Source organism: Kitasatospora sp. NPDC048540, assembly GCF_040651175.1.
Taxonomy (GTDB): domain Bacteria; phylum Actinomycetota; class Actinomycetes; order Streptomycetales; family Streptomycetaceae; genus Kitasatospora.
On sequence record NZ_JBEZIR010000036.1, the window covers coordinates 1 to 15,438 of the forward strand.

Annotated in this window: 12 protein-coding genes; 3 read left to right on the forward strand and 9 right to left on the reverse strand. The window is 71.9% G+C overall.

Going from position 1 to position 15,438, the window contains the following annotated elements:
* Nucleotides 1–181 precede the first annotated feature (181 nt).
* The 7 genes from AB0D08_RS16745 to AB0D08_RS16775 all read right to left on the reverse strand — a co-directional run bounded on the left by AB0D08_RS16745 (nt 182) and on the right by AB0D08_RS16775 (nt 9,731).
* Nucleotides 182–1,384: an acyl-CoA dehydrogenase family protein gene (locus tag AB0D08_RS16745; RefSeq protein WP_033817844.1), complete on the reverse strand. Its 1,203-nt coding sequence runs from the start codon at nt 1,382–1,384 to the stop codon at nt 182–184.
* 133 nt (nt 1,385–1,517) lie between these two features.
* Nucleotides 1,518–2,021 carry a MaoC family dehydratase gene (locus AB0D08_RS16750; RefSeq protein ID WP_033817843.1) on the reverse strand — a complete coding sequence of 168 codons (504 nt, stop codon included), beginning with the start codon at nt 2,019–2,021 and terminating at the stop codon, nt 1,518–1,520.
* Nucleotides 2,022–2,038: 17 nt separating this feature from the next.
* Nucleotides 2,039–3,001: a CoA ester lyase gene (locus AB0D08_RS16755; protein ID WP_033817842.1), complete on the reverse strand. Its 963-nt coding sequence runs from the start codon at nt 2,999–3,001 to the stop codon at nt 2,039–2,041.
* Nucleotides 3,002–3,024: 23 nt separating this feature from the next.
* On the reverse strand, nt 3,025–5,043 hold the full coding sequence (locus tag AB0D08_RS16760; protein ID WP_033817841.1) for a protein meaA: 2,019 nt from the start codon (nt 5,041–5,043) through the stop codon (nt 3,025–3,027).
* Entirely contained in the window at nt 5,043–6,380 is a 1,338-nt protein-coding gene (gene ccrA, locus AB0D08_RS16765) for a crotonyl-CoA carboxylase/reductase (protein ID WP_033817840.1), read from the reverse strand. The genes AB0D08_RS16760 and ccrA overlap by 1 nt, the downstream gene beginning before the upstream one ends.
* Nucleotides 6,381–6,756: 376 nt before the next feature.
* Complete coding sequence (locus AB0D08_RS16770) at nt 6,757–7,650, reverse strand: TetR family transcriptional regulator (RefSeq protein WP_359889470.1); 894 nt, start codon at nt 7,648–7,650, stop codon at nt 6,757–6,759.
* A gap of 302 nt (nt 7,651–7,952) precedes the next feature.
* Complete coding sequence (locus AB0D08_RS16775; RefSeq protein ID WP_359889473.1) at nt 7,953–9,731, reverse strand: 3-hydroxybutyryl-CoA dehydrogenase; 1,779 nt, start codon at nt 9,729–9,731, stop codon at nt 7,953–7,955.
* A gap of 409 nt (nt 9,732–10,140) precedes the next feature.
* On the opposite strand from AB0D08_RS16775, the gene AB0D08_RS16780 reads away from it, so the two are divergent.
* A complete protein-coding gene (locus tag AB0D08_RS16780; protein ID WP_233289135.1) occupies nt 10,141–10,278 on the forward strand; it encodes a hypothetical protein in 138 nt (45 codons plus the stop codon).
* Between the two features lie 59 nt (nt 10,279–10,337).
* Here the strand turns inward: AB0D08_RS16780 and AB0D08_RS16785 are convergent, their stop codons facing one another.
* Nucleotides 10,338–11,828, reverse strand: coding sequence for an MFS transporter (locus AB0D08_RS16785; RefSeq protein ID WP_033821957.1), 1,491 nt, complete (start codon nt 11,826–11,828; stop codon nt 10,338–10,340).
* 133 nt (nt 11,829–11,961) lie between these two features.
* Nucleotides 11,962–12,600 carry a TetR/AcrR family transcriptional regulator gene (locus AB0D08_RS16790; RefSeq protein WP_359889477.1) on the reverse strand — a complete coding sequence of 213 codons (639 nt, stop codon included), beginning with the start codon at nt 12,598–12,600 and terminating at the stop codon, nt 11,962–11,964.
* Nucleotides 12,601–12,813: 213 nt separating this feature from the next.
* Here AB0D08_RS16790 and AB0D08_RS16795 point away from each other — a divergent pair, with 213 nt between their 5' ends.
* Nucleotides 12,814–14,133 (forward strand): glutamine synthetase family protein, encoded by a 1,320-nt coding sequence (locus tag AB0D08_RS16795; RefSeq protein ID WP_033821962.1) that lies wholly within the window; start codon nt 12,814–12,816, stop codon nt 14,131–14,133.
* 4 nt (nt 14,134–14,137) lie between these two features.
* Entirely contained in the window at nt 14,138–15,355 is a 1,218-nt protein-coding gene (locus tag AB0D08_RS16800) for an amidohydrolase family protein (protein WP_359889480.1), read from the forward strand.
* Nucleotides 15,356–15,438 lie beyond the last annotated feature (83 nt).

Sequence of the window (15,438 nt, forward strand, 5' to 3'; positions counted from 1 at the left end):
GCCGCTCGAACGGCTCTGGCACGCGGTGCCGTCGTTCCCCACCGTCAGCGAGGTGTGGCTGCGCCTGCTGGAAGGCTACCGGGACCAGGGCTGAGCCGGCGCGGAGGCTGACCAGGCCCCGCGCCGGTGCGCGGAGGCCGGGTGCGGGCCCGCACGCCCGCACCCCGCCGGGACGGAAGGTTCAGTCGGCGAGCCGGTACTCCTCCAGCAGGCGGCGGCCCACGATCATCTTCTGGATCTCCGCCGTACCTTCACCGATCAGCAGCATCGGCGCCTCGCGGTAGAGCCGCTCGATCTCGTACTCCTTGGAGAAGCCGTAGCCGCCGTGGATCCGGAAGGAGTCCTCGACGACCTCCTTGCAGTACTCGGAGGCCAGGTACTTGGCCATGCCGGCCTCCAGGTCGTTGCGCTCGCCGCTGTCCTTCTTGCGGGCGGCCATCACCATCATCTGGTGCGCGGCCTCGACCTTGGTGGCCATCTCGGCGAGCTTGAACTGGATCGCCTGGTGCTCGGCGATCTTCTTGCCGAAGGTGGAGCGCTGCTGGGCGTACTGGATGCCGAGCTCGAAGGCGCGCCGGGCGACCCCGCAGCCGCGGGCGGCCACGTTGACCCGGCCGACCTCGACGCCGTCCATCATCTGGTAGAAGCCCTTGCCGGGGACCCCGCCGAGGATCCGGTCGGCCGGGATCCGGACGTCCTGGAGCACCAGCTCGGTGGTGTCGACGCCCTTGTAGCCCATCTTCTCGATCTTGCCGGGCACGGTCAGGCCCGGGACGGTCTCGTTCGGCCCGAAGCCGGCCGTCTTCTCGATCAGGAAGGTGGTCATGTTCTTGTACGGGGAGGAGCCGCCCTCGTCCGTCTTGCACAGGACCGCGACCAGGGTCGAGGTGCCGCCGTTGGTCAGCCACATCTTCTGGCCGTTCAGGACGTAGAACTCGCCGTCCTTGACGCCCTTGGTGGAGATCGCCGAGACGTCGGAGCCGAGGCCGGGCTCGGACATCGAGAAGGCGCCGCGGATCTCGCCGGCCGCCATCCTGGGCAGGAAGTACTCCTTCTGCTCCTGGGTGCCGTGCGCGTTGATCATGTGGGCGACGATGAAGTGCGTGTTGACGATGCCGGAGACCGACATCCAGCCGCGGGCGATCTCCTCGACCACCAGGGCGTAGGTCAGCAGGGACTCGCCCAGGCCGCCGAACTCCTCCGGGATGGTCAGGCCGAACAGGCCGAGCTGCTTCATCCCCTCGACGATCGCGGTCGGGTACTCGTCCTTGTGCTCCAGCTCGGTGGCGACCGGAATGATCTCCTTGTCGACAAAGTCCCGCACGGTGGCGAGGATGTCCCGCTGGATCTCGGTCAGGCCGTCGGTCTGTGCGAGGCGTCCCATCGTGCGGCTCCGAATCTGCATCTACGGCAATGAGGGTGGGGGGAGATGTGGGGGGCTCCACGGGCGTGACTTCCGCGGAGCCCCCTGGACCGGGTGGGGATCGGCCGATGACGGCGGCCTACCCGTCCGGGGTCTAGGACAGGGGCGTGGGACGGCCGGGCTGCTCGCCGCCGCGCTCCTTGATGTAGGTCTCGGTCGGCACCATCACCTTGCGGCGGAAGATGCAGACCACGGTGCCGTCCTGCTTGTAGCCCTTGGTCTCGACGTAGACGATGCCGCGGTCGTCCTTGGACTTGGACGGCCACTTGTCGAGGACCTCGGTCTCGCCGTAGATGGTGTCGCCGTGGAAGGTCGGCGCCACGTGGCGCAGCGACTCGATCTCCAGGTTGGCGATCGCCTTGCCGGAGACGTCCGGGACGGACATGCCGAGCAGCAGCGAGTAGACGTAGTTGCCCACCACGACGTTGCGGCCGAAGTCGGTGGTCTTCTCCGCGTAGTTGGTGTCCAGGTGGAGCGGGTGGTGGTTCATGGTCAGCAGGCAGAAGAGGTGGTCGTCGTACTCGGTGACCGTCTTGCCGGGCCAGTGCTTGTAGACCGCGCCGACCTCGAACTCTTCGTAGGTGCGTCCGAACTGCATGGGAGTGTCCTTGGGGGTCAGGCCTGCGGGGGCTCGAACTTGGAGGTGCGCTCCATACCGGCGGCGCGGCCCTTGCCGGAGATCACCAGGGCCATCTTGCGGCTGGCCTCGTCGATCATCTCGTCACCGAGCATCGCGGAACCCTTGGCGCCGCCCGCCTCCGAGGTGCACCAGTCGTAGGCGTCCAGGATCAGCTCGGCGTGGTCGTAGTCCTCCTGCGAGGGCGAGAAGATCTCGTTGGCCGCGCCGACCTGGTCCGGGTGCAGCACCCACTTGCCGTCGAAGCCGAGGGCGGCGGCCCGGCGGGCCACGGCCTTGTAGCCGTCGGCGTTGCGGATCTGCAGGTACGGGCCGTCGATGGCCTGCAGGTCGTTGGCGCGGGCGGCCATCAGGATGCGCATCAGGATGTAGTGGTAGGCGTCGGCGTCGTAGCCGGGCGGCTGCTCGCCGACCACCAGGGACTTCATGTTGATCGAGGCCATGAAGTCGGCCGGGCCGAAGATGATCGTCTCCAGCCGGGGCGAGGCGGTGGCGATCGCGTCGACGTTGATCAGGCCCTTGGCGTTCTCGATCTGCGCCTCGATGCCGATCTTGCCGACCTCGAAGCCCATGGTCTTCTCGATCTGGGTGAGCAGCAGGTCGAGCGCCTTCACCTGCTCGGCGTCCTGGACCTTCGGCAGCATGATGCAGTCGAGGTTCGGGCCGGCGCCCTCCACGACGGTGATGACGTCGCGGTACGTCCAGTGGGTGGTCCAGTCGTTGACGCGGACGACCTTGGTCTTCTTGCCCCAGTCGCCGTTGTTGAGGGCGTCGACGATGTGGTGCCGGGCGCTCTCCTTGACCAGCGGGGCGCAGGCGTCCTCGAGGTCGAGGAAGACCTGGTCGGCCGGCAGGCCCTGGGCCTTCTCCAGGAAGCGCGGGTTGCTGCCGGGTACGGCCAGGCAGGAACGGCGGGGCCGGAGGCGGTTGACGTTGGTCATGAGGGTGGTTGGTCCTTCCCGGGTCAGCTGGTCGCAGCGGTGGCGGCGGCCCAGGGCTGAAGCCTGTTGGCCAGCCGGATCTCGTCCACGATCCGGCCGATGATGGTGGTGATGCCGAAGTCCTTGGGTGTGAAGACCGCGGCGACACCGGCGGCCTTGAGAGTCTCGGCGTCCGCTGCCGGGATGATGCCACCGACGATCACCGGCACATCCTCCACCCCCGCCCGGCGCAGCCGGTGCAGGACGTCCGGGACGAGCTCCGGGTGCGCCCCGGAGAGGATCGACAGCCCCACGCAGTGCACGTCCTCGGCGACCGCCGCGGAGACGATCTGCTCCGGGGTGAGCCGGATGCCCTGGTAGACCACCTCGAAGCCGGCGTCGCGGGCGCGGACCGCGATCTGCTCGGCGCCGTTGGAGTGGCCGTCCAGGCCGGGCTTGCCGACCAGCAGGCGCAGCTTGCCGGTGCCCAGCTCGGCCGCGGTGGCGGCGACCGCCTCGCGGACCGCCGCGAGCTCGCCGCCGGGCTCGGCGGCCACCGCCACCGGCGCACCGCCGACCCCGGTGGGGGCGCGGTACTCGCCGAAGACCTCGCGCAGGGCGAACGACCACTCGCCGGTGGTGACCCCGGCGCGGGCGCAGGCCAGCGTGGCGGCCATCAGGTTGTCGGTGGTGGCGGCGGTGGCCTTGAGCTCGGCGAGCGCGGTCTGCACGGCCGTCTCGTCGCGCCCCTCGCGCCAGGCGGCCAGCGAGGCGAGGACGGACTGCTCGGAGGCCGGGTCGACCACCATGATGGCGGTGTCGAGGTCGGCGGTGAGCGGGTTCTCCTCGGTGGTGTCGAAGCAGTTCACCCCGATGATCTTGTCCTCGCCGGCCTCGATCCGGGCCCGCCGGGCGGCGTGCGAGGAGACCAGGTTGGACTTGAGGTAGCCGGACTCGACGGCCGGGATCACCCCGCCCATCTCCAGCACCTTGGCGATCTCGGCCTCGGCGCCCGCCAGCAGCTCGGCGGTCTTGGCCTCGATCACCTCGGAGCCGTTGAAGATGTCGCCGTACTCCAGCAGGTCGGACTCGTAGGCCAGCACCTGCTGGATCCGCAGCGACCACTGCTGGTCCCAGGGGCGGGGCAGGCCGAGCGCCTCGTTCCACGCGGGCAGCTGGACGGCGCGGGCGCGGGCGTCCTTGGAGAGCGTGACGGCGAGCATCTCCAGCACGATCCGCTGGACGTTGTTCTCCGGCTGGGCCTCGGTCAGGCCGAGCGAGTTGACCTGGACGCCGTAGCGGAACCGGCGCTGCTTGGCGTCCTGGATGCCGTACCGCTCGCGGGTGACCTTCTCCCAGAGCCGGCCGAACGCCCGCATCTTGCACATCTCCTCGATGAAGCGGACGCCCGCGTTCACGAAGAAGGAGATCCGTGCGACCACCTCGCCCATCCGCTCCGGCGGCACCTGGCCGGAGTCGCGGACGGCGTCCAGCACCGCGATCGCCGTGCACATCGAGTACGCGATCTCCTGGACCGGGGTGGCCCCGGCCTCCTGCAGGTGGTAGCTGCAGATGTTGATCGGGTTCCACTTGGGGATGTGCGCGACCGTGTAGGCGATCATGTCGGTGATCAGGCGGACCGACGGGCCGGGCGGGAAGACGTGCGTCCCGCGCGACAGGTACTCCTTGACGATGTCGTTCTGGGTGGTGCCGGTGAGCTTGGCGATGTCCGCGCCCTGCTCCTCGGCGACCACCTGGTAGAGCGCCAGCAGCCACATCGCGGTGGCGTTGATCGTCATGGAGGTGTTGGTCTGTTCGAGCGGGATCCCCTCGAACAGCGTCCGCATGTCGCCGACGTGGCCCACCGGCACGCCGACCCGGCCGACCTCGCCGCGGGCCAGGATGTGGTCCGAGTCGTAGCCGGTCTGGGTGGGCAGGTCGAAGGCGACCGACAGGCCGGTCTGGCCCTTCGCCAGGTTCCGCCGGTAGAGCGCGTTGGAGTCGCTCGCGGTGGAGTGGCCGGCGTACGTGCGCATCAGCCAGGGGCGGTCGCGGTCGGCCATCAGATGTTCCGGAAGCGGTTGATCGCGTCGATGTGCTTGGCGCGCAGCTCGGTGTCGCGCACGCCCAGGCCTTCCTCGGGGGAGAGGCAGAGCACGCCGACCTTGCCCTGGTGCTTGTTGTGGTGGACGTCGAGGGCGGCCTGGCCGGTCTCCTCGAGGGAGTAGACCTTGGACAGGGTCGGGTGGATCTTGCCCTTGGCGACCAGGCGGTTGGCCTCGAAGGCCTCGCGGTAGTTGGCGAAGTGCGAGCCGACGATGCGCTTCAGCGACATCCACAGGTAGCGGTTGTCGTACTGGTGCATGAAGCCGGAGGTGGAGGCGCAGGTGACGATGGTGCCGCCCTTGCGGGTGACGTACACCGAGGCGCCGAAGGTCTCGCGGCCCGGGTGCTCGAAGACGATGTCCACGTCCTCGCCGCCGGTGAACTCGCGGATCTTGGAGCCCAGGCGCTTCCACTCGCGCGGGTCCTGGGTGTGCTCGTCCTTCCAGAACTTGTAGCCCTCGGCGCTGCGGTCGATGATCGCCTCGGCGCCCATGGCGCGGCAGATCTCGGCCTTCGCCTCGTTGGAGACCACGCAGATCGGGGTGGCGCCGCCGGCCAGGGCGTACTGGGTGGCGTACGAGCCGAGGCCGCCGCTGGCGCCCCAGATCAGCACGTTGTCGCCCTGCTTCATGCCGGCGCCGTTCTGGGAGACCAGCTGGCGGTAGGCGGTGGAGTTGACCAGGCCCGGGGAGGCGGCCTCCTCCCAGGTGAGGTGCTTGGGCTTGGGCAGCAGCTGGTTGGTCTTCACCAGGGCTATCTGGGCCAGGCCGCCGAAGTTGGTCTCGAAGCCCCAGATGCGCTGCTCCGGGTCCATCATCGTGTCGTTGTGGCCGTCCGGGGACTCCAGCTCGACCGAGAGGCAGTGCGCGACGACCTCGTCGCCGGGCTTCCAGGCGTTGACGCCGGCGCCGGTGCGCAGGACCACGCCCGCGAGGTCCGAGCCGAGGATGTGGTACGGCAGGTCGTGACGCTTGGTCAGCGGCGACAGGCGGCCGTAGCGCTCCAGGAAACCGAAGGTGGAGACCGGCTCGAAGATCGAGCTCCACACGGTGTTGTAGTTCACCGAGCTCGCCATGACGGCGACCAGGGCCTCGCCCGGCCCGAGCTCGGGGAGTGCGACCTCGTCGAGGTGCAGGGACTTACGGGGGTCCTTGTCGCGGCTGTCCAGGCCCGCGAACATCTGCTCCTCGTCCTTGTGGAGCGTGACGGCGCGGTAGGACTCCGGGAGCTTGACCGCGGCGAAGTCCGCCGGGGTGCTGTCGGAGCTGAGGATCGCGTCGAGGATTTCCTGCATGGCTGCCTCCGAAGGCGTACCTGTGTTGAGGGCGCACAGGGCGTCTGGGGGAGCCGGGAGCGGACACCGGCTTCGCTGAGGGTCTGTGGGTGGTACTGCGGGTGCGACGGGTGGGTGGGTCGCCGTGGTGGTGCTGGTCCGGCCCCAACGGTGCGGGGACGGCGGACACGGCGCGCCGAGGTGGGGAGCCGCGGCGCCGCGACCGATGGGTAACAAAGTAGTGGCACCCTGTGCCACTCGTAAAGACACCGGGTGTCATCAGTTCGGGTGAAACCCGATAACAGTTCGACCGGCGCTCCGGCGGCATGGGGAAGGCCCGCCCCGGAAAACCGGGACGGGCCTTCGAATCTGCTGTGACCTGTGCGGATGGCCTGCGTTAGCCAGCCTGCGAGCCGGTCAGTGCCGCCCTGATCGAGTCCACCACCACGTCCAGCGGGGCGTCGGTCCGGGCCACTGTGATGAGCACCTCACCGCCCGGGCTGGCACTGAGTGCGCTCACCGCAGCCGCCTCGACCGGTGACAGTGGGTCACCTGTGGCACCCGGTGCCACCGGGGTGCCGCGGCGCCTGGCACCGCTCGGCGGGGTCGGCCAGAAGGTCCCGCGGATCACGTCGAAGGAGTGGTCCAGCTGGGACTCCACGTCCCCGTGCCCGCCCGCCCGCAGCCACCGCCGCAGCACGTGGTTGTGGGCCGCGACCACCGCCGCCGCCGACACCTCGGCCAGCATCGAGTCGTCGTCCCCGCCGCGCTGCCAGCTCGGCGGGGTCTCCTCCGCCGCGTCGAAGCGCCCGAGCAGGTACCGGGTGAACAGCCGCTCGTACCGGGCCACCACCGCGATCTCCCGCTCCCGCAGCGCCGGCACCTGCCGGATCAACTGGTAGCGCGCGACCGAGACGGCCGGGGTGGAGGCGTACATCCGGAGCACCTCCTTGATGCCCCGGCACACCACGTCCAGCGGGTGCTCCTCCGACTCCGCGCTCGCCAGCAGGTCGGCCACCCGGACCAGGGTGTCGTCGTGGTCCGGGAAGATCGCCTCCTCCTTCGACCGGAAGTAGCGGAAGAAGGTCCGGCGGGCGACCCCGGCCGCGGCGGCGATCTGATCGACCGTCGTCTCCTCGTAGCCCTGGGTGGCGAACAGCTCCATGGCCGCGGTCGCCAGGTCCTGGCGCATCTGCTGCCGCTGGGCCGCCGCCCGGCGGCTGCCCGCTCCCGCCTCCACCGCCGCCGGCCGCGCGACGTCCTGCTCCGAGGGTGACTGATCCCGATCCATGGCCGGAACGCTACACGCCCCCGGGGCGGCCGCCGCCGGCCTCGGCCTGCGCACCGGCACCGCCGGTGCGGTCACCGCCGGGCGCGGCCAGCGGGTGGCCGCGCCGGTACCCGCCGGCGGGCCGCCCCAGGCCGGCCCGCCCGGCCGCCGGGGCCCGCCGGGGAGCACCCCGGGGACCCCGGCCGCACCCGGTCCGCCACCGAGGCCGCCGACCGGAACACCCGCGGGAACACCGGAGGGAGCGCCACCCGGGACGGTGCGGCCGGACGGCACCCCGCCCGGCAGCCCCGCAGCCCGGCCGGTCATCGGCGGGCGTGGTCGCGGAAGCCGCGACCGCTCTTGCGGCCCAGGCAGCCGGCCGCCACCAGGTGCTCCAGCAGCGGCGCCGCCGCCAGCCCCGGCTCGCGGAACTCCTGGTGCAGCACCTGCTCGATGGTCAGCGACACGTCCAGGCCCACCACGTCCAGCAGCTCGAACGGGCCCATCGGGTAGCCGCAGCCCAGCTTCATCGCGGTGTCGATGTCGTCCACCGTCGCGTAGTGCTCCTGCAGCATCCGCACCGCGTCGTTCAGGTATGGGAACAGCAGCGCGTTGACGATGAAACCGGCCCGGTCGCCGCACTCCACCGGGTGCTTGCGGGCCTTGCCGCACAGCTCAAGCACGGTCGAGGTGACGTCCTCGGAGGTCAGCACCGTGGAGACCACCTCGACCAGCTTCATGGCCGGCGCCGGGTTGAAGAAGTGCATGCCGATCACGTCCTGCGGCCGCGAGGTCGCGGTCGCGCAGCTGATCACCGGCAGGCTGGAGGTGGTGGTGGCGAGCACCGCGCCCGGCTTGCAGATCTTGTCCAGGGTGGCGAACAGCTGCCGCTTGACCTCCAGGTCCTCCGCCACCGCCTCGACCACCAGGTCCACCCCGGCCAGGTCCGCGTACTGCCCGGTCGGGGTGGTCAGCGCCAGCGCCGCGTCCCGCTGCTCCGCGGTCAGCCGGCCCTTGGCCACCGAACGCTCCAGCGACTTCGCCAGCTGTGCCTTCGCCCGGTCCGCCTTCTCCTGGCTGCGCGCGGCCAGGAGCACCGGGTACCCGGCCTTGGCCAGCACCTCGACGATGCCAGTCGCCATCGTGCCCGAACCGCACACGCCGATGCTGCGCACCTCGCGGCCCGCCACCCGGCCGGCCCGGCCCGCACCCGCGGCACCGGCCACCACCTTGGACGACCCGGGGGCCTCGTAGGTGTAGAAACCGCGGCCGGACTTGCGGCCCAGCAGCCCCGCCGAGGCCAGCTGGCCGAGGATCGGCGCGGGCGCGTGCAGCCGGTCCTTGGACTGCTCGTACATCGCCTCCAGCACGGTGCGCGCGGTGTCGATGCCGATCAGGTCGAGCAGCGCCAGCGGACCCATCGGCAGGCCGCAGCCCAGCCGCATCGCGGCGTCGATGTCCTCGCGGGTGGCGTACCGGGACTCGAACATCGCGGCGGCCTGGTTGAGGTAGGCGAACAGCAGGCCGTTGACGATGAAACCGGCCCGGTCGCCCGCCGCCACCGGCTCCTTGTCCAGCTCGCGGGCGAGCGCGGCGACGTCCTCGGCGGCCTGCGGCGAGGTCAGCACCGTGCGGACCACCTCGACCAGCCGCATCGAGTGCACCGGGTTGAAGAAGTGCAGGCCCAGGACCCGCTCCGGGCGGGCGGTGGCCGCGGCGATCCGGGTCACCGACAGCGCGGTGGTACCGGTCGCGAGGACGGTCTCGGCGGGGCAGATCCGGTCCAGCTCGGCGAAGATCTGACGCTTCAGCTCCAGCTGCTCCGGGACCTCCTCGACCACCAGGTCGGCGCCGGCGGCGGCCTCCAGGTCGTGGCCGACCGAGATCAGGCCGAGCAGCGCGGCGCGGTCCTCGGCACTGAACCGCTCGCGCTCGACGGCGTGCGCGGTGGCCTCCTCGATCCGGGCCAGCGCCCGGGCGGCCGAAGCCTCGTCGGCCTCGATGCCGATCACCCGGCGGCCGCTGCGGGCCACCGCGACGGCGATGCCGGCACCCATGGTGCCGAGGCCGACCACGGCGACGGTGGGGAAGGGACGCTCCATTGTCCGGACTCCTATGTCATGGGCCCGCGCCGCCACTCCGGTACCGGCGGGGCCGGCTCGGCGTCGAGCGGGCGGCAGGCCGTACGGGAGGAGGGTTCGGCGGCGCGGGGGCGGGAGATGACGTGTCGAGGCATGCCGACAGGGACCGGTCCGCTCCGGCCGTGCTGAGGGTGTGCCGTGGTGCTCGGACGCTCCGGAAGAACACTGAAGCGGCGCTGAGAGCACTGCGTTGAAGTACTGCGCTGAAGAGGCCCCGAGGGCCGGGAAGCAGAACACCAGGGCGGCCGTCGATCACACACGGCCGCGGCCCTGCCGGTGCGGCTCCCGAAGCCCGGCAGTGGTGCGTGCGGTCACTGTAGCCGAGTTACCCCGGGGTAGGAAGAGGCAACCCGCCACGGGGACACGCGGGTTGTCCACCGTACACAGCGAGCCCGAGGGCGGCCGGTACCGGAGCGTGGTCGCGCTCTCGTACGGGCACGAGGTGGTGGTGCCGGCGCCGGTGTCGGTGACGCTGGACACCGAGGTGCTCGAGGAGTACGTGCGCTGAACGCACCGCGGCCCGCCCGGTGGGGACCGGGCGGGCCGTGGTGGTGTGCGGGGTGAGGGTCAGTGCGCCATCACGGGGACGGCGAGCTCCTCGGAGTCGGCGCCGGTGGCCTGGTGGGCGTCCGGGCGGCCGGTGTTGATCAGGGTGAAGGCGATGCCCGCGGCCAGCACCAGGATGCCGACCGACCACCAGATGGCGGTGGAGTAGCTGTGCACCATCGCCTGGAGCTTGATCAGCGGCTCCGGTCCGCTGTGGTGCGAGGCCAGGTACGCGGTGAAGGCGCTGGTCGCGATGGTGTTCAGCAGCGCGGTGCCGATCGCGCCGCCGACCTGCTGGGAGGTGTTCACCATGGCGGAGGCGACACCGGCGTCCTGCGGCTTCACCCCGTGGGTGGCCATGCTCATGGCGGGCATGAACGCGGTACCCATGCCGAGGCCCATCAGGATCAGGCCGGGCAGGAGCTCCCAGTACGAGGTGGAGACCCCGATCCGGGTGAAGATCAGCATGCCGATGGAGGCGACCAGGAAGCCGGGCGCCATCAGGTAGCGCGGGGCGACCCGGGTCATCAGGCGGGCGCCGATCTGGGTGGAGCCGGTGATCATGCCCGCGACCATCGGCAGGAAGGCCAGGCCGGTGACGACGGGGGTGTAGCCGAGCACGATCTGCAGGTAGTAGGTCAGGAACAGGAACAGGCCGAACATGCCGATCACGGCGAGGCCCAGCGACAGGTAGACACCGCCGCGGTTGCGCTCCAGGACCACCCGCAGCGGCAGCAGCGGGGCCTTGACCTTGCTCTCGACCAGGACGAACGCGGCCAGCAGGACGACGGCGGCGGCGAACAGGCCGAGGGTGGAGCCGGAGGTCCAGCCGCTCGACTCGGCCCGGGTGAAGCCGTAGACCAGGGAGACCAGGCCGGTGGTGACCAGCAGCACGCCCGGGATGTCGAGACGGTTGCGGTTCTGGCTGCCGACCGGCTCGCGGATCACCAGGACGGCGCCGGCGACGGCGGCCAGGGCGAACGGGATGTTGACGTAGAAGGTCCAGCGCCAGTTCAGGTACTCGGTGAGCAGGCCGCCCAGGATCAGGCCGATGGCACCGCCACCACCGGCGATGGCGCCGTAGATGCCGAAGGCCTTGGCCCGCTCCTTGGCGTCGGTGAACATCACCGCGAGCAGCGAGAGCGCGGCGGGCGCGAGCAGCGCACCGAAGACGCCCTGCAGGGCGCGGGCGCCGAGCAGCATGGCGGTGTTGGTGGCGGCGCCGCCGATCGCCGAGGCGAGGGCGAAGCCGATCAGGCCGACCGTGAAGGTCCGCTTGCGGCCCCAGAGGTCCGCGATCCGGCCGCCGAACAGCAGCAGGCCACCGAAGGCCAGCGCGTAGGCGGTGATCACCCACTGCCGGTTGGCGTCGGATATGCCGAGGTCACGCTGGGCGGACGGGAGCGCGATGTTCACGACCGTGGCGTCCAGGACGACCATCAGCTGGGCCAGGCCGATGAAGATGAGCGCCTTCCACCGCCGGGGGTCGGGCTGCAGGGCTGATTCAGACATGGGGATACCCACTTGTGTGCGAGAGAGCGGAACGGCAGGGCAGAGGCACCGGCTGGTGCCGGACAGTGCGAGAAGACCGATTGGTGCGAGAAGAAAGGGGCGGCCCGTGGTGGGCCGGACGGTGCGGGAGGGCTCAGGAACGCGGCTTCAGGTCGTCCAGGGAGACGGCGCGGCCGGGCAGGGTGGATCGGGCCGGAGCCTGCACGCCGTCGAGGAACAGCTGCAGGTGGCGGTGGACGAACTGGTCGAGGTCGATGCAGTGGGTGCCGGGGAGCGGCCGGGTCAGCTGGGTGATGGCGACCACGAAGTCGCCCACCCCCACGTCCTCGCGCAGCTGGCTGCTCCGGTGCGCCCGGGTGATCACCTCGGTGGTGGTCTCCTGCAGGCGGACCTTGGCGTCGTGCATCTCGGGGTCGTTCGGGTCGATGTGCTCGGAGAGCAGCGGGCACAGGGCGCCCATCCGCTCGTCGGCCGAGGCGTGGGTGAAGCGGACCAGCGCCGCGAAGGCGTCCGGCTCCTCGGCCATCGCGCGCTCCGCGTGCTCGACCACCCGGTCCAGGACCGAGAGCGTCACGTGGTGGATCAGCTCGCGGCGGTCCGCGAAGTGGCGGTACAGCGTCGCGTTGCCGACCCCGGCGCGGCGGGCGATCTCGTCGAGCGCCACCTCGGCGCCGTGCTCCACGAAGGCCTCGCGGGCCGCTTCGATGATGCGGTTGCGGTTGCGGGTGGCGTCCGCGCGGAGCTTGGGCGCCGGTGGCGTCGTCGTGGTCATCGGTCGTCCCTTCGTTCCGGTGGCGGATGCTTCCGGGGAATGAGTCCCCGCTTCGTTCGACTCTAGCCTAAACGGGGAGCGAGTCCCCGGAAATTTCGCCGCCCCGTGTGAGCTGGGTCACATCGGGTTTGGGTGGGGAATCCGGTCCGCCGTCCGGGTGAGCGGGCGGCCGATGCTCGGTGCACGTCCGGCCGGCCCGGCAGCATGGGCGGCATGACCACGATGCTGCCCCGCGCCGAGCGCGCCGCCCGGGCCCGTACGGCCGCCGACGACCTGGCCGCGGGCGGCACGGACGGAGTGGTCCTCGGCTGGGTGGACAACGCCGGGGTGCACCGGGTGAAGGCGGTACCGGTCGAGCAGTTGGCGCACGCGGCGGAGTGGGGCGTGGGCGCGGCGCCGTGCTTCGACGCGTTCCTGGTGGACGACTCGATGGCCCCGTCCGGCAGCCCGGTCGGCGATCTGCGGCTGGTCCCGGACCTGGCCGCGCTCACCGTCCTCGCCGCCCAGCCCGGGTGGGCCTGGGCGCCGGCCGACCGGTACGCGCAGGACGGCGAGCCGCATCCGGGCTGCCAGCGGCTGTTCGCCGGCCGGATGGCCGCCGAGGCGCAGCGGCGGGGGCTGGAGGTGCTGGCCGGGATCGAGGTCGAGTGGGTGGTGGTCGACGGCGCGGGCGCCGGGCCCGCCTACGGGATGCGCCGGCTGATCGGACTGTCCGACTATCTCCGGGACGTCCTGCGGGCCCTGCGCGACCAGGGGCTGACGGTGCTGCAGATCCACCCGGAGTACACCGTCGGCCAGTTCGAGGTGTCGCTCGCCCCGGCCGGTCCGGTGGCGGCCGCGGATCTCGCGGTCCTGGTGCGGCACACGGTGCAGGCGGTGTCCGTCCGGTACGGGCTCGAGGCCTCCTTTGCGCCCGCCGTGGCCGCCGACGGCGTGGGCAACGGCGGGCACCTGCACCTCAGCCTGAGGCGCGACGGACGCAACCTCGGCGGCGGCGGGCCCGGCCGGTACGGACTGACCGTCGAGGGGGAGGCGTTCCTGGCCGGAGTGCTGGCCGAGCTGCCCGCCCTGCTCGCGCTCGGCGCCCCCAGCGTGGCCAGCTACCTGCGGCTGGTGCCCGGCCGCTGGTCCGGGCCCTACCGCTGCTGGGGCCGGGAGAACCGGGAGGCGGCGCTGCGGCTGATCCCCGGATCCACCCCCGAGCAGGCCAACGCCGAGGTGAAGTGCTTCGACGCCGCCGCCAACCCGTACCTGGCGGTGGGCGGGGTGCTGGCGGCCGGCTTCGGCGGCATCGACCGCGGGCTGCGGCTGCCGCCCGAGGTCTCCGGCGACCCGGCCGACTCCGGCTACGCCGAGCGGCTGCCGGCCGACCTCGCCGAGGCGGCCGCCGCGTTCAAGGGCTCCGACCTGCTCCGGGAGGCGCTCGGCGCGGAGCTGCACGCCGCGGTGCTGGCCGTCCGGGAGGCCGAGATCGGCCTGTTCGACGGGGTCGGCGCCGACGAGGTGATCGCCGCGACCAGGCTGCGCTGGTGACCGGATGCTGATCGACCAGCACTGCCACAGCGTGCTCGCCCCCGGCGGGCAGGAGCCGGACGACGGGGCCCTGGACGACGGGGCCCTGGATGGCGCGGCCCTGGACGACGGAGCCCTGGACGACGGGGTCTTCGCCTCGCTGCTCACCGAGTCCGACCGGCCGCCCGCCCCCGGCTGCAGCCCGTTCGGCAGCGCGCTGGGCCTCGCCGTACGGCGGTGGTGCCCGCCCGCCCTGGGTCTGCCCGCGCACACGGAACCGGCCGAGTACCTGGCCCGGCGGCGCGAGCTGGGCACCCCCGAGGCCGGCCGCCGGCTACTGGCGGCGGCCGGACTGACGGCCTGCCTGGTGGACACCGGGCTGACCGAGGCGGCCGGCCGCCCGCTGCTCCCGCTCGACGCCCTCGCCCGGCTCTCGGGCGCCCGGACGTACGAGGTGGTCCGGCTGGAGAGCGTCGCGGCCCGGGTCCGGGCGACGCCCGGGCGCTGGCCCGAGGCGCTGGCCGAGGAGCTCGCGGCGGCCTGCGCGGGCGTGGTCGCGGTGAAGTCGGTACTGGCCTACCGGCACGGGCTGGCCATCGACCCCCGCCCGCCCGGCAGGGCCGAGGTGGTCCGGGCGGCCGAGCGGTGGGCCGCCCAGCAGCGGGCAGCCGGGCGGCGGGAGGGCTGCCCGGCGGCCCGGCTGACCGACCCGGTGCTGCTGCGCCATCTGCTGTGGCAGGCGGTCGGACTCGGGCTGCCGATCCAGCTGCACACCGGTTTCGGCGACCCGGACCTGCGGCTGCACCTCGCCGATCCGGCGCTGCTGGTGGACTTCGTCCGGGCGGTCGAGCCCACGGGCGTTCCGCTGGTGCTGCTGCACTGCTACCCGTACCACCGTCAGGCCGCCTGGCTGGCGCACTGCTTCCCGCACGTCCACCTGGACGTGGGGCTGACCCTCTCGTACACCGGTGCGCGGGCCGCCGAGGTGCTGGGCGAGGTGCTCGAACTGGCACCGTTCGGGAAGGTGCTGTTCTCGACGGACGCGTACGGGCTGCCGGAGCTGTTCCTGGTCGGCGCGGCGCAGTACCGGCACGCCCTGGGGTCGCTGCTGGCGGGGTGGCAGCGCGACGGGGCGTGCACGGCGGCGGACGCGGCGGGGATCCAGGCGCAGCTGTCGGCGGGGAACGCCGCCCGGCTCTACGGTCTGGACACGGACATCTCAGCTGACACGGAAACTACCTGACGTCACACCAGCTGGTCAGGTGCGGTGGCCGCGCGGGCGAGCCGATCACCCCCGTCCGCACCCTTGCGGAAGCGATCGAGGGG